General features: G+C 52.3%; 21 protein-coding genes. 10 read left to right on the top strand and 11 right to left on the bottom strand.

The window, feature by feature from the left end:
• Window positions 1-2: 2 nt before the first annotated feature.
• Together CLFS41_RS26890 and CLFS41_RS26885 are read right to left on the bottom strand one after the other, a co-directional pair.
• Window positions 3-809 carry an electron transfer flavoprotein subunit beta/FixA family protein gene (locus tag CLFS41_RS26890; protein ID WP_007862299.1) on the bottom strand — a complete coding sequence of 269 codons (807 nt, stop codon included), beginning with the start codon at window positions 807-809 and terminating at the stop codon, window positions 3-5.
• Window positions 810-829: 20 nt separating this feature from the next.
• A complete protein-coding gene (locus CLFS41_RS26885; RefSeq protein WP_007862300.1) occupies window positions 830-1,609 on the bottom strand; it encodes an enoyl-CoA hydratase-related protein in 780 nt (259 codons plus the stop codon).
• A gap of 304 nt (window positions 1,610-1,913) precedes the next feature.
• Here CLFS41_RS26885 and CLFS41_RS26880 point away from each other — a divergent pair, with 304 nt between their 5' ends.
• Together CLFS41_RS26880 and CLFS41_RS26875 are read left to right on the top strand one after the other, a co-directional pair.
• Window positions 1,914-3,083 (top strand): CoA transferase, encoded by a 1,170-nt coding sequence (locus tag CLFS41_RS26880; protein ID WP_007862301.1) that lies wholly within the window; start codon window positions 1,914-1,916, stop codon window positions 3,081-3,083.
• Between the two features lie 16 nt (window positions 3,084-3,099).
• Window positions 3,100-3,885 (top strand): enoyl-CoA hydratase/isomerase family protein, encoded by a 786-nt coding sequence (locus CLFS41_RS26875; RefSeq protein ID WP_007862303.1) that lies wholly within the window; start codon window positions 3,100-3,102, stop codon window positions 3,883-3,885.
• A gap of 133 nt (window positions 3,886-4,018) precedes the next feature.
• Here the strand turns inward: CLFS41_RS26875 and CLFS41_RS26870 are convergent, their stop codons facing one another.
• From CLFS41_RS26870 to CLFS41_RS26860, 3 genes are read right to left on the bottom strand one after another with little or no spacing between them, the layout of a single operon-like run.
• Window positions 4,019-5,545: an AMP-binding protein gene (locus CLFS41_RS26870; RefSeq protein ID WP_007862304.1), complete on the bottom strand. Its 1,527-nt coding sequence runs from the start codon at window positions 5,543-5,545 to the stop codon at window positions 4,019-4,021.
• A 54-nt stretch (window positions 5,546-5,599) separates the two neighbouring features.
• A complete protein-coding gene (locus CLFS41_RS26865; RefSeq protein WP_007862305.1) occupies window positions 5,600-6,919 on the bottom strand; it encodes a CaiB/BaiF CoA-transferase family protein in 1,320 nt (439 codons plus the stop codon).
• Window positions 6,920-6,950: 31 nt separating this feature from the next.
• The gene (locus tag CLFS41_RS26860; protein WP_007862306.1) at window positions 6,951-7,931 is read right to left on the bottom strand and encodes a nitronate monooxygenase family protein; all 981 of its coding nucleotides are present in this window, start codon (window positions 7,929-7,931) and stop codon (window positions 6,951-6,953) included.
• A gap of 220 nt (window positions 7,932-8,151) precedes the next feature.
• On the opposite strand from CLFS41_RS26860, the gene CLFS41_RS26855 reads away from it, so the two are divergent.
• Window positions 8,152-8,955: an enoyl-CoA hydratase gene (locus CLFS41_RS26855; protein ID WP_045094118.1), complete on the top strand. Its 804-nt coding sequence runs from the start codon at window positions 8,152-8,154 to the stop codon at window positions 8,953-8,955.
• A 152-nt stretch (window positions 8,956-9,107) separates the two neighbouring features.
• On the opposite strand, the gene CLFS41_RS26850 is transcribed toward CLFS41_RS26855, so the two are convergent.
• The 4 genes from CLFS41_RS26850 to CLFS41_RS26835 form a co-directional block, all read right to left on the bottom strand.
• Window positions 9,108-10,424 (bottom strand): GntP family permease, encoded by a 1,317-nt coding sequence (locus tag CLFS41_RS26850; protein WP_007862308.1) that lies wholly within the window; start codon window positions 10,422-10,424, stop codon window positions 9,108-9,110.
• A gap of 140 nt (window positions 10,425-10,564) precedes the next feature.
• Window positions 10,565-11,704, bottom strand: a complete 1,140-nt coding sequence (locus CLFS41_RS26845) for an acyl-CoA dehydrogenase family protein (protein ID WP_007862310.1) — start codon at window positions 11,702-11,704, stop codon at window positions 10,565-10,567.
• 6 nt (window positions 11,705-11,710) lie between these two features.
• On the bottom strand, window positions 11,711-12,946 hold the full coding sequence (locus tag CLFS41_RS26840; RefSeq protein ID WP_045094117.1) for a CoA transferase: 1,236 nt from the start codon (window positions 12,944-12,946) through the stop codon (window positions 11,711-11,713).
• Window positions 12,947-12,982: 36 nt separating this feature from the next.
• Window positions 12,983-13,963, bottom strand: a complete 981-nt coding sequence (locus CLFS41_RS26835) for a nitronate monooxygenase (RefSeq protein WP_045094116.1) — start codon at window positions 13,961-13,963, stop codon at window positions 12,983-12,985.
• Window positions 13,964-14,258: 295 nt separating this feature from the next.
• Here CLFS41_RS26835 and modA point away from each other — a divergent pair, with 295 nt between their 5' ends.
• From modA to CLFS41_RS26810, 5 genes are all read left to right on the top strand, one after another.
• Window positions 14,259-15,107, top strand: a complete 849-nt coding sequence (modA, locus tag CLFS41_RS26830; protein WP_045094115.1) for a molybdate ABC transporter substrate-binding protein — start codon at window positions 14,259-14,261, stop codon at window positions 15,105-15,107.
• Window positions 15,091-15,963, top strand: a complete 873-nt coding sequence (locus CLFS41_RS26825; protein ID WP_045094114.1) for an ABC transporter permease — start codon at window positions 15,091-15,093, stop codon at window positions 15,961-15,963. Before modA ends, CLFS41_RS26825 begins: the two co-directional genes overlap by 17 nt.
• Window positions 15,960-16,670, top strand: a complete 711-nt coding sequence (locus CLFS41_RS26820) for an ATP-binding cassette domain-containing protein (protein ID WP_045094113.1) — start codon at window positions 15,960-15,962, stop codon at window positions 16,668-16,670. Before CLFS41_RS26825 ends, CLFS41_RS26820 begins: the two co-directional genes overlap by 4 nt.
• A gap of 2 nt (window positions 16,671-16,672) precedes the next feature.
• Entirely contained in the window at window positions 16,673-17,461 is a 789-nt protein-coding gene (locus tag CLFS41_RS26815; protein WP_007862316.1) for a DUF364 domain-containing protein, read from the top strand.
• A 199-nt stretch (window positions 17,462-17,660) separates the two neighbouring features.
• On the top strand, window positions 17,661-20,639 hold the full coding sequence (locus tag CLFS41_RS26810) for a peptidase M16 (RefSeq protein ID WP_045094112.1): 2,979 nt from the start codon (window positions 17,661-17,663) through the stop codon (window positions 20,637-20,639).
• 258 nt (window positions 20,640-20,897) lie between these two features.
• Here the strand turns inward: CLFS41_RS26810 and CLFS41_RS26805 are convergent, their stop codons facing one another.
• Complete coding sequence (locus tag CLFS41_RS26805; protein WP_007862319.1) at window positions 20,898-22,250, bottom strand: sodium-dependent transporter; 1,353 nt, start codon at window positions 22,248-22,250, stop codon at window positions 20,898-20,900.
• Between the two features lie 214 nt (window positions 22,251-22,464).
• Between CLFS41_RS26805 and CLFS41_RS26800 the strand changes: the two genes are divergently transcribed.
• On the top strand, window positions 22,465-24,498 hold the full coding sequence (locus CLFS41_RS26800; RefSeq protein WP_045094111.1) for a VIT and VWA domain-containing protein: 2,034 nt from the start codon (window positions 22,465-22,467) through the stop codon (window positions 24,496-24,498).
• A 7-nt stretch (window positions 24,499-24,505) separates the two neighbouring features.
• The gene (xrtK, locus tag CLFS41_RS26795; RefSeq protein WP_242856930.1) at window positions 24,506-25,345 is read left to right on the top strand and encodes an exosortase K; all 840 of its coding nucleotides are present in this window, start codon (window positions 24,506-24,508) and stop codon (window positions 25,343-25,345) included.
• A 65-nt stretch (window positions 25,346-25,410) separates the two neighbouring features.
• On the opposite strand, the gene CLFS41_RS26790 is transcribed toward xrtK, so the two are convergent.
• Window positions 25,411-26,337, bottom strand: coding sequence for an AEC family transporter (locus CLFS41_RS26790; RefSeq protein ID WP_045094110.1), 927 nt, complete (start codon window positions 26,335-26,337; stop codon window positions 25,411-25,413).
• Window positions 26,338-26,370 lie beyond the last annotated feature (33 nt).

Raw genomic sequence — 26,370 nt, 5'->3', positions numbered from 1 at the left:
TCTCAAATAATCTTGGCATCGCTAAGCATGGCGGCCAGTTTGGCAGCAGCATCCGGGCCTGTCTCATTGCTGATGATAACACCGTTCTTAGTCTGGTCCGGGGTAAAGGTCTTCTTTACCTTTGTGGGGGAACCATTGAGCCCCAGCCGTTCCTGGTCACAGATCATATCAGGATCGCTGTTTGTGATCTCAGTGATAACCGCCCTGTTTGCAGCCATCTTGCTTTTAATGGAGGGATAACGGGGATCGTATGAGGTTTTGGTGACAGTGACCAGGGCGGGAAGGTCCACCTCAATGATATCATGGCCCTCATCCGTGTCCCTCTGCACCCGGAGCTTTCCATCTGCCATTTCCACGCCGGTTGCCAGTGTCACATGGGGAAGGTCCATATGCTCTGCCATCTCAGGCCCCACCTGTGCGGTATCCCCGTCAATGGCCTGCTTGCCGCAAAAGATCACATCCACAGATTCCCCTGTCTTTTGTTCCACTGCCCTGACCGCCCTGCTCAGTATATAGCTGGTAGCCAGCGTATCTGAGCCGCCAAAGGCCCGGTCCGTTACCAGAAAGGCCTGATCCGCCCCCACTGAAAGGCATTCCTTAAGCGCATTTTTGGCCTGGGCCGGCCCCATGCTGACAACCATGACCTTCCCGCCTTCTTTTTCCTTTAAGCGGACCGCCATCTCAAGGGCACATGCGTCAAAAGGATTGACTATACTTGGCACGCCCTCACGGATCAAAGTATGCTTTACCGGATCGATCTTGATCTCAGTCGTGTCCGGCACCTGCTTAATGCAAACCAGAATATTCATATAATTTCACCTCTACTGTTTTATTTTCCTCTATAATCAGGCGTCCGTTTTTCCAAAAAGGAAGATACGCCCTCCATCTTGTCCTCCGTGCCGCAGAGCGTGCTCAGCGCCAGCATCTCCAGCAGTTCCCCTGTTTCCTGGCTGCTGGAAAGGGAAGCAATCACCACCTGTTTTGCAATCCGGAGCGCCACCGGCCCCTTTGCAATCAGCTTGCCCGCCATTTTTTTTGCCTCCAAAAGCAGCTCCTGCTGCGGCACACATTTGGTGGCCAACCCGATCTCAACGGCCTCCTCGGCCCCGATCTTCCGGCCCATAAGGATCACATCCATGGCCCTTCCCAGTCCGATCAGCCGTGACAGTCTCTGGGTGCCGCCGGCGCCGGGAAGGATGCCCAGTCCGGTTTCCGGCAAGGCAAACAACGCGTTCTCCGAGACCACCCGGAAATCACAGGCTATAGCTGTTTCGCATCCCCCTCCAAAGGCATATCCATTTACCGCCGCAATGACCGGCTTGGAGCATTTCTGGATCCTGTTTAACGCCTTCTGCCCCGCTCCGCCCAGGCAATCCGTGGGCTTTTTCACTTTCAGGGAATTTAGATCCGCACCTGCAATAAATGCCTTGCTGCCCGCCCCTGTGATAATCACAACCTTTACTTCGTCCGATTGATCCGCCCAAAAAAAGAAATCATTTATCTCCGCCCATGACTTATCATTAAGCGCGTTCATTTTTTCCGGCCGGTCCGCTGTAAAAAGAGCAATCCCCTGCTCATCTATCTCCAGCTTAAAATTTTCATATTCCACAACAAATCCTCCTTTCCCTATCAGAATATACTTTAAGTATGCTAACATTTTATATCATCACCCCTTCATGTTTCACCTTCATAAATTCCAAAAAATGCGTCTCCGCCGTCCGTTCTCTTTGTGCTTTTTAACCTTAAGTTTTCTTTTCTCCTTTTCTGTGGTTGTAGTGCACAATCTGCGCTCTGTTTCACAAACCCGGTTTTGGAGCAATTACAGTTTGTTCCTTTTTCCTGTTTTGATACAATGGTAGAAACATGTTGGTATGCATCATTTTATACCCCTAAAATAAGGAGGACCTAAACCTATGAAACCTTTAGAAGGCATTACCGTTGTAGAACTGTCAACCTACATTGCGGCCCCTTCCTGCGGACGTATCCTGGCCACTCAGGGCGCCCGTGTAATTAAAGTGGAATCCCCCAGAGGAGATGTGGAGCGGACGTTCGGCCCCACTCTCTTTGCACCTGCCACAGACGAGGAAAACCCAATCTATGACACCTTAAACGGAGGCAAGGAAGCTTTAATGCTGGATTTAAAGAAACCCAGGGACATGGAAATATTTCATGAAATCCTGGCAAAAGCTGATGTATTTCTCAGCAATAACCGTCCTCAGGCATTGAAGAAAATGGGCCTGGACTATGACAGTTTAGAGTCACGTTACCCCGGGCTCATCTATGCAGTGCTGCTGGGCTACGGGGAAAAGGGGCCAAAGACCAATTATCCGGGTTTTGACGCCATTGCCATGTTTGCCACAGGCGGTTTTATCCAGGACATGATGGTGGATTCCGACCAGGCTTACCCTGTTTACCTTCCCATGGGTTTCGGGGATCTGATCTGCGGGACCATCCTTTCCGGCGCCATCGGAACCGCCCTGTACGCAAGGGAAAAGAGCGGCAAGGGTGATTATGTATCCCTCTCCCTGTACGGGGCTGCCATGTGGCTTTTCAGCGTTATGTCCACAGGGACCCAGTTTGGCTACCAGTGGCCCCGGGGCCGGTACCAGGGCGGACCCATGGGGGTTCCATACAAAACCAAAGATAACCGCTGGATCCTTCCGGTGGTCAATGAATACGAACGGTACTGGAAGGATTTCTGCCTGGCCGTGGGGGCTGAGGAGATCATGGAAGATCCCCGGTTCTGCACCAAACAGGCCACCTTTGACCCTAAAAACCGGGAGGACTGTATCCGCTATTTTGAAACATGCTTTGCCGGGAAAAATGCTGACGAAATCCTTCCCAAGCTGGTGGACGCAGATATCATTGCCAGCGAGCTGGGACATTTTAAGGATAACCACAGCAGTGAACAGGCCCTGGTCAATGGCTACATGAGTCCCATCACCTACCCCAACGGGGATGCCGTCACACTGGCCGTACCCCCGGTTAAAATGGGATGCATGGACATGCCCGCAGCCCAGCAGGCGCGCCCCATAGGCGCTGACAACGAAGCTATCTTTAAAGAATTTGGAATAGATGTTTAATTAATAGGAGGAAGCCATGGATTATCAGACCATTCTTGTAACTGTAAAAAACAGGATCGCCACCGTGACATTGAACCGTCCGGAATACAGCAACGCATTTGCCAGGGAATCCTATGTGGAAATAGCAAACGCCATGAAGGACCTGGGTTCCCGCAGGGATGTGGGTTCCATTGTCGTCACCGGGGCGGGAAGGCACTTCTCCGCAGGAGGGGATATCAAACGTTTTAAGGCACTCATAGACAGCAAAGAGTATCTGGACGGGGACAGTGTAGCTGATGCGGGTAACATGTCCATCGCTATCCGCGAATGCCCTAAACCGGTTATTGCCATGATCAACGGCGTGGCCACCGGTGCAGGCTTAAGCTGCGCCCTTGCCTGTGATTTCCGGGTGGTGGCGCCCTCCAGCAAAATGATCATGGCCTTTGTAAACATGGGCCTTTGCGGGGATACGGGAAGCATTTATAACCTGATCCGCCTTATCGGTCCTGACAAGGCAGAGCTTTTGATGATGACCGGGGACGCCTGCCGCGGGGAGGACTGTGTCCGTATGGGGCTTGCCACTCTTCTGGCCGAGGAGGGCAGGCTGCAGGAAACCACCTACAATCTGGCGTCAAAGCTTGCCGGAAAGTCCAGCGCCGCCCATGCAGGCCAAAAGCGTCTTATTAAAAAATATTTTTATGGGGGACTGGCTGATTTTGCCGTAGATGAGGGAAAAGAAATTGCAGCAGCTTCCCGCCTGTCTGATTTTACAGAAGCAGTCAATGCGTTCCTGGAAAAAAGAACGCCTGAATACAATAAATAATAGGCAACAGTTCAGGACGGCCAAGAAGATGAGCCGTCCTGAACTGTTATAATAATAGACAGAAACCGCCGGGATCATTTCCGGCAAAAGGCCAAACTAAAATAGCGCCATCTGCCCCCTTCCTATCTCTCCCTCAACTCCCCGTCTCCTTCTCGATCCGTTCAACCAGCCCTGCCTTCATCACCTTTCCGGTGGCTGTCCGGGGAAATTCTTCATAGATATGTACCTTTTTGGGAATTTTATATCCGGCGATCTTTCCGCGGCAGTAGTCGCGGATGTCCTGTCCGTTCAGCGTTCCCTGATGCTTCAGGATCACACAGGCGTGGACCGCCTCCCCCCAGTAGTCATCCCTGACACCCATCACGGAAGCCTCCGCAATGTCAGGGTGGGTGCTCAGCACATTCTCGATCTCCAGTGGAAATATATTCTCTCCCCCGGATATAATCATATCATTTTTCCTGCCACGCACATACAGGTATCCCTCCTTGTCCAGGCTTCCCATATCCCTGGTATGATACCATCCGCACCTGATGGACGCCATGGTCTCCTCCTCCATCTGATAATAGTCCTTCATCATGCCGGGACCTTTTACGCAGATTTCCCCGACCTCTCCCGCGCTGCACTCCCCGCCGTTCTCATGGACGATCTTCACCTCATGTCCGGCAATGGGTTTGCCCACTGAGTTCAGATACCGCATGTTGCAGCGCAGATGATCCTCCGGGGACAGGATCGTCACAATGGAACACATTTCCGTCATCCCGTATGACTGCTGGAAATCACAGTGGAACCGGTCAATGGCGCGCCGTATCAGTTCCGGGGGCATGGGACAGGTGGAGTAGCTGATCATACGTATGCTGCTCATGTCATATCTGCCGAGATCCGGATGATTCAGAAGGGCTGTGAGCACTGTGGGAATCGCGCTTAACCTGGTCACCCGGTTGACTTCAACACTGGCCATATACCGGACGGGATCAAATCTGCTAAACCCCACAACAGTGCCGCCGCATGCAAGACATGCATAGGTCCCCATGCTGGCGGAGTGGAACATCTGGCTCATCATCTGGAAAATTGTGCTGCTCTCAAAGAGCAGGGAACCGATGCAGGATTCCATCTGCCTTAAAAACTCCCCGTTGGTATAGCGCACCACCTTTGGAAAACCGGTGGTGCCGCTGGTGTGCAGATGCATCAGTATATGGTCGTCATCCCGTTTTACGAACTCCTCCAGAGGTTCCCATTGTTCCAGGATTTTGTCCATCAGGTCCATGTCCATGGCAGGGCACAGCGAGAATGTAAGTTCCTTCATCTCCCCGCGGATCTTCGCATCCCCGGAACGGAAGAACATATACTTTACATGGTTAAAGGACAGCAGGTAATGGAGTTCCGGGGCAGCCAGACGCCAGTTAAGCTTTACAGCCACGGCCCCTGCCATAATACATCCAAGCACTGTCTCCACATAGTCAGCATGGTTGACGGAGATGATTGCAACCGGATCCCCTTTCCTAATATTGCAGCGGCTGAGATGGCCTGCTATCTTTGCTGCATGTTCAAAAATTTCCCCATAGGTGCGCCTCCTGTCATCCACGATCACCGCTGTCTTGTCCGGATGCTCCTCCATTGCTTTTTTGAAAATACCTATGAATGACTCGAACTTTTTCTCCATGTCAAACTCCTGTATCTTTGCAGAACACCGCTGCCATATCCCGCCAAGACAATTTTATGATTGCCCGCCATCTGAAAAGCCGGTCATCCCATCCGGAAGGATGGATGACTGATCCAGGTGGGGATAGCCGGATACATCCAGCTGGACGGCCGCTTCTTCTTTTTTCATCTCTTCGATCTGTTCATCCGTATAGCCGTATTCCCTCAGAACTTCCTCTGTATGCTCTCCCAGCATGGGCCCTCTTTTCCACTGGGGGATCCCCATTTTTTCACTGCGCATGGCAGGGCGGACAAGAATTGACTTTTTGCCATTGGGACAGGTCACCTCATGGATATACTCATTGGCCCATGCCTGTTCACTGGTCTCCATATCCTTATAGTGTGCAAGCCTGTCATTTACAATATCCGCATCGGTCAGGATCCTGCACCATTCGTCCGCTGTTTTGGTCTTGTAAATCTCCTCAAAGCGTTTCATCAGATACTTTCTCACTTCCGGATCCCTTTGCTTTATGGCCGTGTTATACCTGGGGTCTGTTCCCAGTTCCGGAACTCCCAGGGCGTTGCAAAGAATCGGCCACTGCTTCTCTATCTGCAGGATGGTGGTCATCACCCACTCATTGTCCTTGGTGCGAAAGGGCGCCCCTGTAGGCGCGCTGTTTTCACGCGTCTTGGGATAAGTGTAACCATATTGCTTCTCCGTGGCAACTGCCATTATATGGAAACACCACAGGGCTGTGCCGTACAGGGAACTGGACACATGATCCCCCAGCCCGGTCTGGCTCCTCTTATAAAGGGCTGCGGTGATCGCATAACACAGGCCCATGGCCGTTACAATGTCCCCCGGCCCGGCGGAGCTGTACACCGGGTAGCTGTCCGGTCCGTCCACCATCATATCAGCGTTAAAGCCGGAGCTTGCCCAAAATGCAACCGTATCAAATCCCGGATTATCCTTTTTGGGTCCCTTTTCCCCAAAGCCATTTACATTAGCCATGATCAGCTTTGGATATGCCTCCTTCAGGGACGCATAGTCCAGTCCAAGGCGTTCCAGGGCCTTGGGCCTTGTATTGGTCAGGAAAATGTCCGCATCTGCCAGCAGCCTGTGCATGGCATCCATTCCCCCCTGTGTCTTCAAGTTCAGCACAATGCCTCTTTTTCCCGCGTTCAGGTTGTCAAACAGCGGGTTTTCATCCATGGTGCACGGTACAAAAAATGTCTTTGGAAAACTCCGGAACATATCCCCGCCCGCGCTTTCCACCTTGATCACCTCTGCTCCCCAGTCCGCCAGCATCCTGCCGCAGGAACCGGCCGCCACCATGGTGGAAAGCTCCACCACCTTAATACCCTCCAATGGTCTGTAATCTGTACTCTCTCCCATGCTTGATCGTCTCCTTATCCCATTTCATAGACTAGCAGATGCCTGATCGCAAGCCGTTGATCACTGCTTCTGCTTCGTCCACCATTCCATCCATCAGTTCCTGAACCGTTTTGATGTCCCGGATTAGTCCCATTGCCGGTCCCAGTGCGTAGATACCGCCGTCAATATTTCCGTTTTTATAGCACTGTCTGCTGAGCTTGCCGGAGATCACCGTCATCAGTTCCTGCAGCGTGGTGCCCCTGGCTTCCATTTCCAGTGTCAGTTTAGCTGCCAGATTATTGGCAACACGGGCCGCATTGTGGATGGATTTCTGTACCAGGACCGTATCCTTTTCCGTATGTTCCAGCAGCCACTGCTTGTGATTATCCGATATAGGGCATTCTTTTGTTGCCACAAACCGGGTGCCCATTACCACGCCCTGGGCTCCAAGGGCCAAAGCCGCCGCCAGCCCTTTTCCGTCCGCCACTCCGCCTGCTGCCAGCACCGGCACGCCGTACTCCCCGCACACCGCAGCCGCCTTATTGGCGATCACAAATGTCCCGATCCCATCCAGGCTTGGATGGCCTGCAACCTCATATCCCGCAATGGTTATCACATCCGCGCCCTTTCTCGCCATGCTGGCCGCCACCTTTGCATTTGGGCTTTTGTGGATGATCCGGATCCCCGCTTCCTTACACGCGGGCATGAACTCTACCGGAGACGCGCCTGCAAACTCAATGGCAGCCACCTGTTCCCGGGCACACACATCAATATATTGAAAAATCTCCTCGCCCTTGGTCAGGTCCGGCACCAGGGAAATATTCACAATAAATGGTTTGTCTGTCAGTTCCTTCATCTTGATGATATCTTCGCGGAACTCATCAATACCAGGATAACAGGTAATGTTCATGGTCCCCATGCCGCCTGCGTTGCTCACCAGCGATGCAAAATCAGCAATTCCCAGATGCTGCATTCCTCCCTGGACAATGGGCTTTTCAATCCCGAACATTTCTGTAAATTTTGTTTTTATCATAGTCCCCTCCTTATACGTTCACAGAGTCTGTGGTTATGGTATAACTCTATCAATTTGTCAAAAAATTATCTATGCGATTTTGCACAAAGAACACCCTCTGTTCCCCACCCGATTTTCGTATGTTCCTCCATATGCTTTCCCCTTGTTTTACGCTAAGATTCCCTTAAAGTGTACTCTCGAAGTCTCCGAGAGTACACTTTAAAGAAAAGGAGGTCTTCCTATGTGCCACTATATTGTTACTTCCCTGAAGGATAAGGTGGGGACCATTATCCTGAATGACCCGGAAAAGAGGAATGCCCTAAGCAAGGCCATGGCGTCCGAACTCTGCCAGGCACTGGAATCCTATCGGTTCAACCCGGATGTCCGGGTGGTCGTGCTCCGCGGTGCAGGCGGGTATTTCAGTGCAGGCGGTGATATCACTTCCATGAAAAAACGTGTGGATTGTTACGCCCGGGGTCTGAGGCCCGAAACCCAGACAAAGGAAAACATGGCTGGTTTTAACCGTCTGATCCTGGCCATCCGCCAGATAGAAAAACCGGTTGTAAGCTGGATCGAAGGAGCCTGCGCGGGCGGCGGCCTGAGTATTGCCATGGCATCCGACTTTTCCATTGCCGATGAAAGCTGCAAGATGACATTTGCCTTTGTCAATGTAGGACTGGCCCCGGACATGGGAAGTTCTCTCATGCTTATGCGGCGCGTGGGTCCGGCAAGGGCAACGGATCTTTTTATGACCGGACGCCGTTTTACCGGCGGGGAGGCGGCCAGGCTGGATATTATCACACAGGCCGTGCCTGCAGGCGATCTGGAGCAGACAGTAAACGCTCTGGCAGCCAAACTGGCCGCAGGGCCGGCAGTCTCCTACCGCGAGATCAAAGGGGCCGTCAACCGCATCCTCTATCCGGACCTATACCAGTGCATGGCTATGGAATCGGATTATGTGGACCGGCTGACCCACACGGCTGACCATGCGGAGGCCGTCTATGCCTTCCTGGAAAAAAGGGCTCCCCGTTTTTCCGGAACATGACCGCCCGGCTTTTACAGGCAGTATAACAATGAAACGCTTAAAAATGGAACGCACCAGCCCCTCTGCAAGGGAGCCATGCGTTCCATTTTTTATTCCTGCCGGGAATGTCATCCCCGTTATGGAAATGCAGCTGTGTTTATATGTAACTGTGTTTACAGGTAGAAACCCATGGAGATCAGCAGTGCGGCAAAGCATGCCATCACAATAGGGAGCACCAGGGACAGGATAAAGTTGTTGATATATGCCTGCTTATGGGTCAGCTTTGTGGTGGACAGCATGGTGATGACACCCGCGCTGTGGGGAAGGGTATCCAGGCCGATGGAGGACATGGCAACCAGCCTGTGCAGCTGATCTGCCGGGATCCCGGTGGCGATAAAACGGTCGGCAAAGTTCTGAAGGGCAATATTCTCACCGGAGGATGCGGAGCCGCAGATGCCGGCGCATACATTCACTACCAGAACAATGGTCAGGGGATTGGTGCCCAGGGCGTCCAGGCTGCCTACAATGGCCTGAAAACCAGGAACAGCTGATACGATACCGCCAAATCCCGATGCACAGCACACCGTGATCAGAGGCATGATGGCCTGAGGCATGGCGCCGGAAAATATCTTTTTCAGGTCCTGCTTGCGGGGATCATATAACAGCCATGCGACCACACATCCGCTGAACAGGGAGATAACCGCGGACATCTTTAACACATTGAGCACAAGGATCACAACGATCATGGGAAGAAGGCACTGCCATAAAGGCTTTTCATCATCTACCTTAACTTCCACCAGCTGCTCTTTGTCAATCAGTTCTCCTGTGGGAAGAAAGCTCTCCCCCTTCCGGTTGGTCCGCTTGCACTGCCACCAGATATATCCTGAACCCAGGGCGAATGTGAGCAGTGAACACAGGATCCCAAGGACCGGAGCAGCCATTGTGGTGGAGCCAAAATATTCAATGGGTATGATATTCTGGATCTGTGGGGATCCGGGCAGCATACCGATGGTCACTGTTGAGGAACCCAGACAGGAACAGGAGTACATCCACCATGGTATATCCAGTTCCTTAAACAGGGATCGTGCAATGGCAACCAGAATAAACACAACAACAAATACGTTTACGCCTCCGTAAGTCAGGATCAGCTGGATGATGGGCAGTACCATAACTGCCAGCCACCGTTGTACATTCCGGTTTTTTGCCCTTTTTGCAATGCGGGCCACCTTGATGGCAATGGAGGGAGCAGCGCCCGAATCCCCCATAAAGCGCGCAAACAACGCACTGAACAGAAAAATCAGGAAATAGCCCTGCATGAAACCTACGGCCTTTGGCATAAATGCTTCCGACAGCAGTGAGAATGGATTCATGCCCCCAAAGACAGCTACAACCATACCGGCGGCAATGGCCACAATGATCGTGTTGTAACCTATGTAGGCCAACAGGATAAACAGAGCCAGACCAACCACAATACCAAATAAACTAAGCATTTTCTTCCCCTTTCGTACTGTATCTTATGATGTTATAATAATAACAAAGCCGGCCTCAAACACCCACTGCACTTGTCACAAAAATAACATTTTTATAACCCCTGCTTTCTGGTTAAAACAACCAGTGGGCCTGGTCAGTTTTAACGGAGCATTGCTTTTGAGATCACCACACGCTGGATCTCATTGGTCCCCTCCACGATCCGGTTCACCCGGGCATCCCGGTACAGCTTGGAGATCAGATATTCATCGCACAGCCCATAGCCTCCAAAAATCTGCAGCGCCTGATCGGTAATCCTTCCAAAAGCTTCCGTCACAAAGCATTTGGCAACGGAGGCCTCCGTATTACATGGTTTCCCCTGGTCAAGAAGCATGGTGGCGTGATAGACAAGGCCGCGGCTGGCCTGGATCAGCATCTCCATATCAGCCAGTTTTTCCTGTATCATCTGTTTTGCGCAGATGGGCTTTCCAAAGGCCACCCGTTCCTTGGAGTACTGGACGGCCAGATCCCGGGCAAGCTGGCAGGCGCCCAGGCTGGAAGCCGCGATCATGGGCCTGGAGGCGGTCAGTACCTTCATGGCATTTGCAAATCCGCTCTCCTCCGTTCCCACCAGGTTGCATGCAGGGATCTCCACATCTTCAAAGATCACCTCTGCCGTGTTGGACAGGCGCATTCCGAATTTATCGATCTTTTTGCTGACATTGACCCCTTTGCGGTCCCGCTCCACGATAAACGTGGCCAGGCCTCTGGATCCCTTGGAGGGATCCACGGATGCAACCACCAGGAACATGTCCGCCAGGGAGGCATTGGTGATAAACATCTTGGTCCCGTTAATAACATAGGAACCGCCTCTGCGCACAGCCGTTGTGCGGACCGCGGCGCTGTCAGACCCTGCCCCGGGCTCCGTCAGGCAGAACGCGCTTATGGATCCTTTATTTAAAAGGCCCGCGTAATATTGCTTCTGCTCCTCGTTTCCCGCCGCCATAACAATCTTGCCGCCCATACTGGTCACATTAAACATCCCCATATAGGTGCTCTCCACCTTGGCCCCCTCCTCGATCATCATGGCCGTGGTGGTGGTATCCAGCCCCATGCCTCCGTATTCCTCGGGCACCTGCATCATATGCAGTCCCATATCGATCCCCATCTGTATGATCTCCTTGGGATAATGCCCTTCTTTTTCCCATTCCAGGACATGGGGCTTGACCTCCCTGGTCATAAAATCCCGTATCAACTCCACCAGACTCTGCTGGTCCTCAGTCATATCATATAATCCATCCATTCAGGCTTATAAACCTCCTTTCCCGTGTCTGTCCAGGCTCTGGTGCGGCCACCGTTGTTCCAGCTGGGCAATCTTCTCGCTGCTGTATCCAAGTTCCCTCAGGATCTCCTCATTCTGCTCTCCCAGGAGGGGGGCGCGTCTGAACTCAGCCGGCGTCTCGGACATGCCGCAGTTTCCGGTCCTGGTGATAAAGGACGGCTTGGAGTCCATACCCGGCATGGTGGGCTGCTCCTGCAGCCAGCCGTTGAGACGGAATTCCTCATCACTCCACACCTGATATTCGTTGTAGACCCGGCAGCACGGCACCCCTGCGGCGTCCAGGGCTTTCAGTGCCTCATCCTGGCCTCCATAAGCATCCGTAAGCCACTTATTGATAAGAGGTATCAATGTCATCTGATTCCTTGCCCGGTCAGATACCTCCGCATACTCCGGATCCTCCTTCCATTCCGGACGCCCCATCAGGTCGCACAGGCTCTCCCATATCCTCTTGCCTGCCGCTGCCATAACGATATTCCCGTCCTTGCAGTGAAACACCCCGTAGGGGCACATGGTGGGATGATGGTTGCCCTGCCTTTTGCTCATCCGTTCCGGCCCAAGGTTACAGTGGATCAGCGGCGTATTAATATAGATCAGGGTGCGCAGCAGGGAAATATCCACATATTGCCCCTCCCCGGTATCACGCCAGTGATACAGCGCCGTCATGACGCCGGTAAACATATTGAGTCCTCCAAGAAGATCCCCCAGAGGGAATCCGCTTTTCTGCGGTGCTCCGTCCGCCTCCCCGGTAACACTCATGATACCGGACATTGCCTGGGCGATAATATCATAGCCCGGCTTTGATACGTATTTTCCTGTCTGTCCAAAGGTTGTCAGGGATGCGTATACAATATCCTTTTTTACGGTCCGTACGCTCTCATAATCCAGCCCATACTTTTTCATGGTCCCGGGACGGAAATTTTCCAAAATCACATTGGCTGTGGGGAGCAGTTTTTTTACAACCTCCAACCCCTCAGGATCCGTAAGGTCCACTGCCAAAGACTTCTTGCCCCGGTTGAACCAACAGTGGGATAAGCTCTCTCCATCCACCATGGGCGGGAACTTCCTGCCGTCCTCTCCCCTGACCGGCCGCTCAATTTTGATCACTTCCGCTCCATAATCCGCCATCATGGCTCCTGCCGTGGGACCGGCCGCCATGGTGGTAAAATCCAGGACCCTGATACCCTCCAGTGCTTTTTTACTCATTATGCCTTCCTCCTTAATGGTATCTTTTGGTGTTTGTCATCTATTTCCCTGGATTGCGTTAAGCCGATCCAGACATTGCCCGGCTTCCTCCATGATACTGTCCAGGATCTCCCCGCAGGTCTTTACCTCATGGATCAGCCCGCAGGACGGCCCCACCGCAAACATGCCTTCATCCACATCACCGCTCTCATAGGCTGCCTTGCCGCGCTTTCCTGAGATCACAGGCATCAGCTCTTCCAGGGAAGCTCCCCTGGATTCCAGCTCAAGGCATTTTCTGGCAGCCTCATTATCCGCCACACGCACCATGTTCCGGATGCTTTTCTGGCACAGTACCGTTCTGTTCTCATCGGAATTTACGATCCACTCCTTCTGGTTTTGATGGATCAGGCATTCTTTGCTGGCCACAAAGCGGGTTCCCATAACAATGCCTTCGCAGCCCAGACTCAGCGCTGCCAAAAGACCTCGCCCATCAGCGATCCCTCCGGCTGCCAGCACCGGAACCTTGACCTCGCGGGCAGTGCGGTTAGCCAGGACCATGGTTCCCACCCCGTCCGTATGGGGATGGCCCGCCACCTCAAATCCTGCCATGGTTATAAGGTCCGCTCCCATGCTCTCAGCCTTTTTTGCATGTTTTACACATGCTGCCTTATGGATCCATTTTACCTGATCCTTATGGGCGTTAAGGATATCTGCCAGTTCCTGCGGACTGGCTCCGGCTGTCTCAACTGCGGGCACCCCCTCCTCCAGGATCACATTTACCTGGTCAAAAAGCTCCTTTCCGGGGCGCAGGCTGGGGATCAGGGAAATGTTGACTGCAAAGGGGCGGCCCGTCATCTCCTTCACCTTCCGGATCGCTCTGCGCAGATCCTTTGGATCCGGATAAATAGTCACATTAATTGTGCCCAGGCCTCCTGCCTCCGATACGGCACCAGCCAGTTCCGGCACACCCAGATGCTGCATACCTCCCTGCATGATCGGATATTTGATCCCCAATATTTCTGTCATTCTTGTTTTCATAATCCATACCTTCACTTTCCATGAGAACTGTATCACTTAACTATCTGTTAATAAAATATCACTTTACCCTTTTTATGAATACGTTTGTTTCTACAATTTTTATCACAGTGCTTTTAGTAAGTGATTGGACACTTTGACCAGTCCTGTCCCCGACAGGACCAACTCTTTAAAATCCACACCCGCCATACAGGGCCTTTAAGCTTTCACATCCTCACCGTTATTTTTTCTTGACAATAACGCTTTTCCAGTATAATATGGTAAATGTTACTAAATCTACTAATTGGAGGGTATTACAATGAAAAAAAAGACACTGGCAGTTTTACTGGCCGCAGCGCTGGGTGCATCCATGCTATGGGGATGCGGTAAGGGAAATGATGCAGGGGCATCTGCCCCCCCGGCTTCCACAACAGCGGAGAGCACTGATTCCAGTACTGCGTCCGGTACTGATAGCGGCATTCAGCTTCCCGACCTGACCGGCCACACCCTGATGATTTACTGCGGTGCGGGAATGACAAAACCATTCCAGGAAATTGCCGATGCCTTTAAAAGCCATACCGGATGTGAGATGAACGTGACCTATGCCAATGCAGGCCAGATACAGTCACAGATCACCACTTCCGAGGAGGGCGATCTGTTTATCGCAGGATCCGGGGATGAGTTAAAACCGGTAGAGTCCTATGTGGAAGGAAAAAAAGAACTGGTAAAACATATACCCGTGCTGGCGGTCCAAAGCGGCAATCCAAAAAACATTACGGGGCTGGCGGATCTGACCGGGGATGGGGTAACGCTTATCATGGGAGATGTGGACTCCACGCCCATTGGAAAGATCGCCAAAAAGGCAATGACCGATGCAGGTATCTTTGACCAGGTACAGATTGAGGCAACCACCGCCACTGCTCCCCAGATGTCCACTGCCCTGGCCGCCAAGGAGGCGGATGCGGCGATTGTGTGGAAGGAGAACTGCGATGCCCAGGACGTGGAAATCGTAAACACAACGGACCTGGATCCATATATTAAGACCATTCCGGCCGCTTCCTTAAGCTGCGCCGCGGACAAGGATGCCCTGGAAGCCTTTAACCAGTATCTGGACATGGACACAGCCAAAGAAATATGGGTGAAATACGGATATGAAATCGTGGAATAAAAACCGGCATATACGGTTCGATTTATTCTCAGCCATAACCATTATGACAGCACTGCTGGTGATATTCTTCATCGGCAGTGCTATCAGTGCTGTGATTGTTAGCGGAATCCCCTGTTTTGCCGAAACCATCCGGTCACCGGAGGTACTGTTTGCATTCCGGCTCAGTTTTACCACTGCCAGCATATCCACAATCATTGTCATGGCTCTGGCTCTTCCCACCGCCTATGCCCTTACCCGGACAGATATGCCATTTAAACGATTATCCGGGCTGATGATCGAGCTCACCCTCTCACTGCCCTACATACTGCTAGGCCTCAGCCTTCTTATCATCTTCTCCTCCCCTGCCGGCAAATGGCTGAAAGGACACGGCTTCAAAGTGGTCTTTTCCCCTGTTGGCATTGTCATGGCCCATATCCTGGTCAACCTCCCCTACGCGATCCGGCTGATCCGCACTGCCTTTGAGGCCTCTGACCAGCGGCTGGAATTCATTGCCCAGACCCTGGGTGCCTCTCCCTGGAAATGCTTTCTCACCATCCTGCTTCCCCTGTGCCGGGGCAGCCTGATCAGCGCCTTTATCCTCACCTGGTCCAGGGCATTGGGAGAGTTCGGGGCCACACTTATGCTGGTGGGAGTCACCCGTTTTAAAACCGAGACCCTGCCGGGCAGCATTTACCTGAGTATATCAACAGGGAATAATCCCACGGCCATGGCTACCGCGATGCTGATGCTTTTAATATCCGGATGCACCCTGTTTCTGGCCCAGTTTATGGGAAAATCCTGGTATCAGCACGAACGGCAGGTAGGCGGACAGATTAATTACACCAAGTGCAGGAATCTCAATGGGAGGGAAAGATGAAAAAAATCCTTATCCACAATTTTTCCGTAAAAAGGGGAAGTTTTACACTAAAACCCCTGTCCCTTACCATTGAAAAAGGGGAAATTTTTGCTATACTTGGACGTACAGGGTCCGGGAAGACCGTGCTTCTGGAAGCCATCGGGGGTATGTTCCCCGGCACCGGCGGTTCCATACAGTATGATGGCGTTGACGTGATGGATATTCCGCCCCGCAGCCGCAGGCTGGGCTTTGTATATCAGGATCACGGCCTGTTTCCCCACATGAAGGTCTGTGATAATATTTCCTACGGCCTGAAAATGCACGGTTTCTCCAAAGAGGAACAGAGAAAACGCACATCAGACCTTATGGAGATGCTGTCCATCACCCATATTAAGAACCAGTACCCCGGCACCCTCAGCGGAGGGGAAAGCCAAAGGACCGCGCTGGCCAGGGCGCTGGCGCTGGAGCCGGAAGTTCTTTTGTTAGACGAGCCGTTCTCCGCACTGGACCCGGCAACCAGAAAGCAGCTCTACCTGGAGTTAACAAGGATCCATGAACATTTCAGGTGTACGATCATTTTTGTCACCCACGATTTCGTGGAGGCAAGGCTGTTGGCCCACAGGGTGGGGATCCTGCTAAACGGTGAGCTTAAAGCCGTTGTTTCGTCAGACAGGCTGACGGATGAACATTATTGTGAAGAAGTGGAACAATTTCTTGGGAGGGAATGAACATGAACAATGGAACAACACCAGCCGTAACGGGCAGTATGGGTCCGGAACAGTTTTTCGGTGAATTAAGAAAGCGCTTTTTTGACCTTCTGAAAACAGAAGGGATATTGGAAGAACAGGTTATTATCAATACCCGCTCCCTCACGCCCGAGGAAGCCATCGGTATTACAAAACGCAGGGACTTTCCCATCATTACAGGGAAGGATGTCATGGTCCAGGCAGAATGTATGGGCGCTTTGGGGCAGGCGTTTACAGATGCACCCTCCGCGTTTCGCGGGACCCTGGCTGAAATATGTGCACTGGACATACAGGGCAGTTCCCATGACCGCGGACTCTTTATCGCATCCCTCAACGCTGTCATGAAGCACCTGGGCAAGGTGGAATGTACGGTCCACTGCCGAAACAATGGGCCGGAGCAATGCGCGGTTGACGCGGCCGGATTGATTGAAGCCAGCTACGGCCATCCCAGGATCGGGCTGATCGGATACCAGCCTTCCCTCCTGGAACGCCTGTCCGGCCAGTTCCCAGTTCGTGTTGTGGACTTAAGCCCTGTAAATATCGGCCAGCAGCGCTATGGAGTATTGGTGGAAGACGGCCGTGTGGACGGCGTCAGCACTGCTGTCTGTGATTGGGCCGACCTGGTGCTGTGCACGGGCAGCACGGTCTGTAACGGAAGTATTGTAAATTTTCTGCACCTGAAGGACAAAATACTGTTTTACGGCACTACGCTGGCAGGGGCCGCGGCGCTTATGGGGCTGCCCAGGATATGTTTTGCGGACCGGTATCAGTAAGGTGCCTGGCCGCCCTATCTAACACGCCGGTGTTTTACAAGGGCGGCTTTTCTGTACCTATTTTTTGATTTTTCCGGCTTTAAGAGCTAACCAGCTTGCAGCGGGAGCCGCCAATAACCACATTCTCAATTCTCCTTGCAAAGCAGCCGCCCTCAATGCTATAGTATAGAAAGGTTTTGCATTTGAAAGGAGATTCACCATGGTATCTTTGCCAGGGCACGGTGAAACCATATCGGGTTTTACCGTAACGGAACTTGGATTCATACACATGCTGGGCGCAAAGACCGCTGAGTTTTACCACCAGGCCAGCGGCGCCCGGCTTTTATACATACAGAACGATGACCCCGAACTGGGATTTAACCTGATCTACCGGACACCGCAGACAGATGAGACTGACACCAACCACATTCTGGAACACCTTCTTCTGTCCTCCTGCGGGAAATACCCCAGCCGGGACATATTCTTTGATATGGACAGCAAAAGCTATTCCACCTTTATGAACGGGCTTACGGACAATACATATACCTGCTATCCCATTTGTACCCAAAGCCAGGAACAGCTGGTTAAGCTTATGGACGTATACCTGTGCTGCATGGAGGCGCCGGATGCGCTGAAGGAACGCAATTTCTATCTGAGGGAAGCGCTGCGCCTGGAGCTGGATCAGCCTGACGGCCCGCTGGCCATGCAGGGCACGGTTCTCAGTGAGGACTGGGGACATCTCACGGATATCCAGGAAAATGCCGACAGCTTTACTGCCAAAACCCTGTACCCGGATCTTCCCGCCTCCAACCTGTTGGGACGGCTTCACTTCCACTACAGGGAACTTACCTATGAACGCGTGCAAAAGGCCTTTGAGCAATACTATGACTACTCCAACTGCCTGATGGTCCTTTACGGCGACATGGATTACCGGCCCGTGCTGGATTTCCTTCACAGGGAACACCTGAACGCCCAAAAGCATTCATCCCGCAAAAATCCCCCCTTGCCCCAAAAGGAAGATCACCGTTCCCTTTCTGCCATGAACCAGATCCCTGAGCCGGGCCACCGCTGCCTGGTTGCCAAAAGCCCTGCCTACGAGGACAGCCCCGGGGAACAGGCTTCCATCATTGACTATGCCATCGACCTTACGGGAAGCAGCCAGGAAGAGTTGATCTATTGGGATCTGTTTGCGGATATACTGGACAGCGACACCTCCCCCTGGCACCGGCTGGCAAGGGAGTCGGGCATCAACAACATAATGGAGGTGTACCTGGATCTTCTGCTGCCCAATCCATCCCTGCGATTCCGTCTTCGCAACGGGGATGAACACCAGAAGGACGAATTCTGCCATACCATTCAGTCCGCTCTCAGGGAGGTCAGCTCCCTTGGTGTTGCACAGGAACTATACCAGGCCGCCATGAAGGAAAACAAACTTTCCGATGCCCTTACCAGGGAGGGCTCCCATCTGGGATTTAACATTTCCGAGGAGATCGGCAGGTACTGGAGCCAGACTGGAAAGACCGACTACTTTCAGCTCTATGAGGTATCCGCCCGTAAATTCGCCTCCGACAGCAGCCAGTCTATTCTGAAATCCCTGGCTGCCCGGGCCCTGACCCCCAAAACCACTGCAACGGTGGTAACGGTTCCCTGTCCCGGAATGGCGGAGGCGCTGGAACTTGATAAGGAACAGTACCTGAAGGCCACCCTGGAATCCATGACGCGTCCTGAGCGCCTTTGTCTGTGCCAGTGCACGGCCGCTTTCCGCCAGTGGAATTCCAAGGACTGGGGAAACATGGATTTCCTCATACGCCCCATGGACCTTCCGGCCCCCACGCCGGGCGCTCCTTTTTTGCAAAAACAGTTCGGCCCCATTACCAGCTATACGGCTCCCGCTTTTGCGGACGCTGTGGGAAGCTATCAGATCTACTTTGACTTAAGCCTGATCCCTCAGGATGAGCTTAACTACATCTCCCTGTATCAGATGCTTCTCACGGAGCTGGATACCTCCCGCTATACCGTAGAGCAGCAAAAAACCATGGAGCAGGAGTATCTTCACGACTGTACCTTTGACGAAGTGTTCCCGGACAGCCGGGCAGGGGCCTGCAGCTATCCTATGATGACCGTGTTCTGGTATGGACTGACAGAGGATTTTGCCAAAAGCCTGGATTTTCTTCTGGACCTTATGGGCGGAGGGGACTACAGTGATATCCCCACCATCCAGCGTGTGCTGGAAAAATATCTTCCAGACTATGACCTGTCCAGGGCAGACCTGGCCTCCTCCCTTTCCTTCAGCCTGGCGGAAGGTTATATCAGGCAGGAGTGCAGGTTCAGGAACCTTCTTAACAGCCAGGAAGTCTATTATTTTTTAAAGGATGTAAGTAAAAGGCTGAAGGCGGAGCCGGAATTTGCCGCTCAGGTGTCCGGTGCACTGAGGCATATCTCTTCCGCCCTATTACAGGGAAAGCGCCTTGTGTTTATGGCAGCCGCTGCCGCGGATGCCCTGGAAGAAGTAGAGAGGGAAGCCATTCGCCAGCTGGGCCTTCTTGGCCAAACCGAATCAGAAGGATCCTGTCACGGGACACCGGCCCGTGTTTCACCCTATATCCTTTTGCCCGGAAAGCGGAAGCTGGCCGTATGTGTGGATGCTCCCACCCAGGAAACCCGCATGATGGGGGATTTCCGTGACAATACAGCCTTTCAGGGCAGGCATCTGCCCTTCCTCATGGCATGTGCGGACAAATACCTGAAACCTGCCATCCGTTATCAGGGAGGCGCATATGACAGCGGAATCGACTTTTACATCCCGGCCGGTTACTTCACCCTGTGGAGCACCGCGGACCCCGATGTCAGGTCAACCCTGGACCTGTTTTCCAATGCGGGAAGGGCGCTTATGGACATTTCCCTGACCCAGCAGGACCTGGACGGTTATATCCTCAGCGCCTATGCCCAGGCCCTTCCGCCCTCCGGAAACTTAAACAACCGGATGAGGTACATGCGCAGGGCCATGGCGGGAATCCATACGGATCAGATCAACCTAATGATCGCAGACATCAAGAATGCCCGGCTGGAGCACCAGGCCGGGGCATCGCAGATCATCCATGCCCTGTTGGAACAGGGTCCCGTTGTCACGGTGGGAAACCACCGGACCATACAGCGGGATGCCGGATGTTTTGATGAAATTATAACCTACCGCCCATAATCCTTAAGAAACGTGCGCCTCCTGGCGTACTGCAGAAACGCCGCCTGGGGGAACATATCCCACAGACGGCGTTTTCGCGGTTGATTATTCATTTATATTACAGCTGAATCACAAAATCTTCGGATCCCTGGCCTCTTCCTTAACTCTTGCCGCGGCCGCGCTTCTTCTCGGTCTTGCCATACGATTTCCCCTTTTCATAATACGTTTACCATGAAAATCATACGGCTTGTCCCCAGTATTTGTCAATGACAAGAATGATCATCCGATCCCGCCATATATGATCCCCAAAATAAATACCACAACCGCAAGAGGTACATACACAAACTTGGCCAGGGGACCAAAACAGCTTTTCAATGGTTTTTCCCGTCCCTCCTCCAGTTCCTTTTTTATCTCCTTATATCCCAGGATATAGTAGATGGACACAGCGCCCAGAACCGCGCCAAAGGGCACTACCATGATGGTTATAAAGTCCATCCAGGAGCCCACGCTTGGCTCGGCTTCCAAAAAGATCCCCACCAGCAGCGCAATGGAGCCACACAGGGCAACCGCCCCTTTTCTGGACAGCTTAAACCTGGTCTGCCAGGATTCGCTTACGGCCTCAAACATGTTGATCAGGCTTGTGATTCCCGCAAAGGCCACGGACAGGAAGAACAGTGTTGCAAACAGCCGTCCCATGGGCATCTGCCTGAATATATTGGGCAGTGTGATGAACATAAGGGGCGGGCCTGCGTTAGGCTCAATGCCAAAGGCAAATACGGCAGGCATGATCGCCAGCGCGGCCATCATGGCGGCAATGGTGTCAAAGAATGCAGTGCGGATCGATGCCTTGGGTATATCCTCTGTCTTAGACAGATACGTTCCGTACACGATCATGCCCGACCCGGTTATGGACAGTGAGAAAAATGCCTGCCCCATGGCCATGACCCAGGTGTCCACTTTCAAAAGGTCCTTCCAGTCCGGCATAAAGAGGAACTTATATCCCTCCACAGCGCCTGGAAGAAATGCCACGCGCACAGCCAGTATGGCAAATAAAACAAAGAAGGAAGGCATCAGTACCTTATTGATCTTTTCGATTCCCTTGGTGGCGCCGAACATCAGGATCACAGCTGCTGTGACGATCACCAGCACATGCCACGGCACGCTGCCGAAATTCCCGGTTGCCTGGGTGAAGTACGCCGCTGCATCCTGGGTCAGGATCGCCCCTGTAAGGGAGCCTGCCAGGGCGCGGACCACCCAGCCCACAATGATGGCATAGCCGATCGCAATTCCCAGGGAGCCCAGAAGGGGGATCCATCCCAGTATATATCCAAGCTTTCCCTTTCCTATTGCATTCCAGCAATATTCATAGGCCCCCAGGGTCCCTGTCTTTGCACGCCTTCCTATGGCAAACTCCGCCGACAGGCCCACCAGGCCGAATAAAACTATAAACAGGATATAGGGCACCAGGAATGCTCCTCCTCCATACTGCCCGACCCTATATGGGAACATCCAGATATTTCCCATTCCAACCGCGGAACCCACGCAGGCCAGAACAAACCCAAAACTGCTGCCAAAGCCGCCGTTCTGATGCACTGGGGCTGACGAGGATTCCATACCTTTATGCTTACTCATGACTTCTCCTTTAGATGTACATTTTGACGGCATGTTTATTATATTAATAAGCCGGCCTTATTATACTAACCCATTTACGCCAATTAGTCAAAGCTTTAAAGCGAAAAAGAGAATGATGATGCAAATTTGATGCATCTTTGATGCTATTTTGATGCCGGTGTATTGTAACTTATATGATATAAACAATCCATCATAAAACAAAAGAGGTATCAAGATGAAGATGAAAAAGAAATGGCTGTGTGTATTTTTTACGTTGCTCCTTGTCCTGTCCCAGGCCTGGGCGGTTTATGGCATGGAAGAGGAGGATGACCCGGACAAAACCCTGGCTCCCTACTTTTTCGTGGAAGGGGCGGATCCTGATCCGGACAGTTTTCCCTTGAAGGAAACAAAGGTATCCTCCCAAATCAACGGGGTCATTGCAGATACCTATGTAACCCAGACCTATATCAATGAGGGAAAGACTCCCATCAATGCCAAATATATCTTTCCCGCATCCACCAAAGCCAGCGTACACGGCATGACCATGCAGATCGGGAACAGGCTGATCACTGCCAGGATCAAGGAGAAGGAGGAGGCCAGGGAGGAGTTTGAGGAGGCCAAGAACCAGGGAAAGAGCGCTTCCCTTCTGGAACAGCAGCGGCCCAACGTGTTTTCCATGGACGTGGCCAATGTAATGCCCAACGATACGGTGGTCATAGAACTGCATTACACGGAAATGGTCGTTTCCACGGAGGGATCATACCAGTTTGTGTTTCCCACCGTGACAGGTCCCCGTTATACAAGCTCCCCGGAGGATCCGGGAAAAGATGACAACCAGTGGGTAAGCACACCTTACCTGAAAGAGGGAAAGACACCTTCGGGCCGGTACGATATAGCCGTCAGCCTTTCCACCGGTGTGCCTGTCACTGACATCACATGCAGGTCCCATTCCATTAAAATTGACAAAAGCAGCGCCTCGGCTGCCCGGATCACCCTGGAAGATCCCGAGGATTTTGCAGGAGACCGGGATTTCATCCTTGATTATAAGCTGACCGGGCAGGACGTAAACTGCGGACTTTTGTTGGACCAGGGGGAGGAGGAGAACTTCTTTATGCTGATGATACAGCCTCCCAAACGGTATGATCCTGAAGATATCCCTCCCCGTGAGTATATATTCCTTATGGATGTTTCCGGTTCTATGTACGGTTTTCCCCTGGACACTGCCAAGGGATTGATCAAGGATCTGGTGACCAGCCTCCGTGATACGGATACCTTTAACCTGATTCTGTTCTCCGGCGCATCCAGCCGGATGTCGCCTGTGTCGGTGCCGGCCACTGCTGAGAATATCCAGCGGGCGGTTGAACTCATCGACCGCCAGGAGGGCGGCGGCGGGACAGAGATGGCTCCCGCGCTCCGGGATGCCCTTGCCATTCCTAAAACCGAAGGCACGTCCCGGAGTATCATCACCATCACAGACGGTTATATTTCCGGTGAAAAGGAGATATTTGGCATCATCAGCCAGAATCTGGCCGACACTGATTTCTTCTCCTTTGGAATTGGAGATTCCGTAAACCGCTATCTCATTGACGGAATCGCCAAAGTGGGCCTTGGGGAGTCTTTTGTGGTGACAGATGACAAGGATGCCTTGGATACGGCCAAACGTTTCTGTACCTACATACAGGCGCCTCTGTTAACCGATATCCAGGTTTCTTATAATGGATTTGAGGTCTATGATGTGGAGCCCGCCGCCCTTCCAACCCTGTTTGCCCAGCGGCCCATTGTCCTGTTTGGAAAATGGCGGGGCGAACCAGGGGGAAGCATACAGGTCACAGGCAGGTCCGGAAACCGGGATTATGTCCAGGACATCCAGGTGTCCCAGGCGTCCATTGGATCCAATCCTGGGATCAGTTACCTGTGGGCCCGCACCATGGTGGAAAACCTTACGGATTACAATACCGGCCTGGAGGAGGACGATTCCATAAAGAAAGAGGTTACACAACTGGGGCTTAAATACAGTATGATGACCCCGTACACCTCCTTTGTCGCAGTGATGGAGGAAGTCCGAAATCCGGATGGGGCCGGCAGGGACGTGGACCAGCCGCTGCCTCTGCCCCAGGGCGTATCCGACCTCAGCGTGGGGGGCGGTTATACCATTGGCTCAGAGCCGGGAACCATGATACTGGTTCCTGCAGCCACAGCCATAATTGCCGGAAACATCCTGATCCGGTCCAGAAAAAAGGGCGACGCCAAAAAACAGAACCACTCATAAGAGGAATATGGCATTGAAAAAAATCGCGGAATTTTTCAGGAACAGCTGCATTAGAACACACTGGATATCCTATCTGGCCGGATTCATCCTTGTGATCGGAATTAAATATTTTTACAGCCAGGCAGGCTGCAGACAGCTTCAATGGATTCTGGCCCCCACTGCCTGGTGGGTCAGAACCTTAAGCGGCATCCCCTTTAAATATGATCCGGATGCAGGATATATCAATTATGACTATCGGTTCATCATAGCATCCTCCTGCTCCGGTGTCCGTTTTATGATCCTGTCCACAGCCGCCCTCCTCTTCTCCTTTGTGCACAGAATGAGGACATCCTGGCAAGGGGCGGCCTGGACGGCATTCAGTCTGGCTTTTTCCTATGCGGCCACTGTTTTTATCAACGGTATCCGTATTACTGCATCTATTTATATCCCCGGCTATGCCCGCCAATACGGGTTGTACGATGGATGGCTCACACCGGGCAGACTTCATACCGCCATAGGCATTGCCATATATTTCAGTTCCCTGTTCGCCCTGTACCGAATGGCCGACCATGCCTCCGGGCGCATTGCCCCTACGGTCGATCAGTCCTCCCCGGACAGCCCCATGGATACGGATCTTCAAAAAAGATCCGGTGCCTGGCTCCGTGATCTGATCTTCAGGTGCGTCCCGCCTGTATTCTGGTACTACCTGGCCGTGCTTATCATCCCCATCTTAAACAGGGCCTATGAGCATGACACGGAAACCTTTGTGGAATACGCAATGCTTTTGACCGTCATCTGTACGGCAATCCTGTGCCTGCTGTGTATCCCGTCAGTCCTATGGAAAATACGGCATAAACGGAGGCCGTAACATCAGGCCCCCGTTTTTCCGTCCTTATCTATTCCATTTGTAAAGGCCGGCTGCGCCCCTGTGGCCTATGCCAGAAATGTGATCACCGGAATGGTGATGACTGACAGCACAGAGGTGAGCGCAATGCTCTTGGCCGATATGCTCCCGTCCGTGGAGCCATACTCCTTCTCCACCATCATCACCACACTGCCCACGGGCATGGCGATCAAAAGGATGAATATGCCGTAGGATACAGGATCAATGGGCAGGAGCTTCATAAGGGGAATGCACAGGGCCGGTATCACAAGCATGGAGATAAAGGAAAGCATCAGCTGTTTCCTGTCCGTGACCAGTTCCTTCAGATCGGACTGCGCCACCATGATACCCACGGTCATCATGGACAAGGGCACGGCCGCATTGCCCACCGTGTCCACAAATGTTCCCACCACCTCAGGCACCTGTATATGGAACGCAAAGATGAGGATAGCCACTGTACAGGCCGCTGTACCAATATTAAATACCTTTTTCCAGGGCAGAGCCTTCTTGTCACCCGCCTCCGCGCCCATGGCAAGCATGATACCATAGGAATAAACCAGCAGGTTATAGCCCACAATATAAAATGCCACAAAAATAACAGCCTCCTCGCCGTAAAGGCTGCGCACCAGCGGAATCCCCATAAATCCCAGATTAGGGAAGATCATCATTAGACGGTAACAATTTACCTCTCCCGGTTCCAGCTTCATAAACCGTGTAAATAAACGGCTGAGTATGATCAGCACAACAAAAAACAGAGCCACCAGAACCAGGTTCTCTGTAACCATCGCCGTACTGTATGTAATTGTCTTGTTCAGGACTCCGGAAATGATCAGACATGGATTAAAAATATTGATGATGGCTGAAGAAATACTTCCTGCACCTTCCTTAGAAACAATACCCTTCTTAAATGCGGCGTATCCCGCCATCATTATAAGAAACAGAACCAGCATTTGCTTTGCAATAATTCCTGCATTCATTCTTTTACCTTCTTTGATCAAACATTGATCTAT

Source organism: Clostridium sp. FS41, assembly GCF_000954015.1.
GTDB lineage: Bacteria > Bacillota > Clostridia > Lachnospirales > Lachnospiraceae > Enterocloster > Enterocloster citroniae.
Note: the sequence above shows the minus strand (reverse complement) of the source record. Positions and strands in the feature narration are given on the sequence as shown.

What these genes read in the sequence shown, in the direction of transcription:
- CLFS41_RS26890 (WP_007862299.1), bottom strand. Translation starts at nt 809, where the DNA reads ATGAATATTCTGGTTTGCATTAAGCAGGTGCCGGACACGACTGAGATC.
- CLFS41_RS26880 (WP_007862301.1), top strand. Translation starts at nt 1,914, where the DNA reads ATGAAACCTTTAGAAGGCATTACCGTTGTAGAACTGTCAACCTACATT.
- CLFS41_RS26875 (WP_007862303.1), top strand. Translation starts at nt 3,100, where the DNA reads ATGGATTATCAGACCATTCTTGTAACTGTAAAAAACAGGATCGCCACC.
- CLFS41_RS26870 (WP_007862304.1), bottom strand. Translation starts at nt 5,545, where the DNA reads ATGGAGAAAAAGTTCGAGTCATTCATAGGTATTTTCAAAAAAGCAATG.
- CLFS41_RS26865 (WP_007862305.1), bottom strand. Translation starts at nt 6,919, where the DNA reads ATGGGAGAGAGTACAGATTACAGACCATTGGAGGGTATTAAGGTGGTG.
- CLFS41_RS26860 (WP_007862306.1), bottom strand. Translation starts at nt 7,931, where the DNA reads ATGATAAAAACAAAATTTACAGAAATGTTCGGGATTGAAAAGCCCATT.
- CLFS41_RS26855 (WP_045094118.1), top strand. Translation starts at nt 8,152, where the DNA reads ATGTGCCACTATATTGTTACTTCCCTGAAGGATAAGGTGGGGACCATT.
- CLFS41_RS26850 (WP_007862308.1), bottom strand. Translation starts at nt 10,424, where the DNA reads ATGCTTAGTTTATTTGGTATTGTGGTTGGTCTGGCTCTGTTTATCCTG.
- CLFS41_RS26845 (WP_007862310.1), bottom strand. Translation starts at nt 11,704, where the DNA reads ATGGATGGATTATATGATATGACTGAGGACCAGCAGAGTCTGGTGGAG.
- CLFS41_RS26840 (WP_045094117.1), bottom strand. Translation starts at nt 12,946, where the DNA reads ATGAGTAAAAAAGCACTGGAGGGTATCAGGGTCCTGGATTTTACCACC.
- CLFS41_RS26835 (WP_045094116.1), bottom strand. Translation starts at nt 13,963, where the DNA reads ATGAAAACAAGAATGACAGAAATATTGGGGATCAAATATCCGATCATG.
- modA (WP_045094115.1), top strand. Translation starts at nt 14,259, where the DNA reads ATGAAAAAAAAGACACTGGCAGTTTTACTGGCCGCAGCGCTGGGTGCA.
- CLFS41_RS26825 (WP_045094114.1), top strand. Translation starts at nt 15,091, where the DNA reads ATGAAATCGTGGAATAAAAACCGGCATATACGGTTCGATTTATTCTCA.
- CLFS41_RS26820 (WP_045094113.1), top strand. Translation starts at nt 15,960, where the DNA reads ATGAAAAAAATCCTTATCCACAATTTTTCCGTAAAAAGGGGAAGTTTT.
- CLFS41_RS26815 (WP_007862316.1), top strand. Translation starts at nt 16,673, where the DNA reads ATGAACAATGGAACAACACCAGCCGTAACGGGCAGTATGGGTCCGGAA.
- CLFS41_RS26810 (WP_045094112.1), top strand. Translation starts at nt 17,661, where the DNA reads ATGGTATCTTTGCCAGGGCACGGTGAAACCATATCGGGTTTTACCGTA.
- CLFS41_RS26805 (WP_007862319.1), bottom strand. Translation starts at nt 22,250, where the DNA reads ATGAGTAAGCATAAAGGTATGGAATCCTCGTCAGCCCCAGTGCATCAG.
- CLFS41_RS26800 (WP_045094111.1), top strand. Translation starts at nt 22,465, where the DNA reads ATGAAGATGAAAAAGAAATGGCTGTGTGTATTTTTTACGTTGCTCCTT.
- xrtK (WP_242856930.1), top strand. Translation starts at nt 24,506, where the DNA reads ATGGCATTGAAAAAAATCGCGGAATTTTTCAGGAACAGCTGCATTAGA.
- CLFS41_RS26790 (WP_045094110.1), bottom strand. Translation starts at nt 26,337, where the DNA reads ATGAATGCAGGAATTATTGCAAAGCAAATGCTGGTTCTGTTTCTTATA.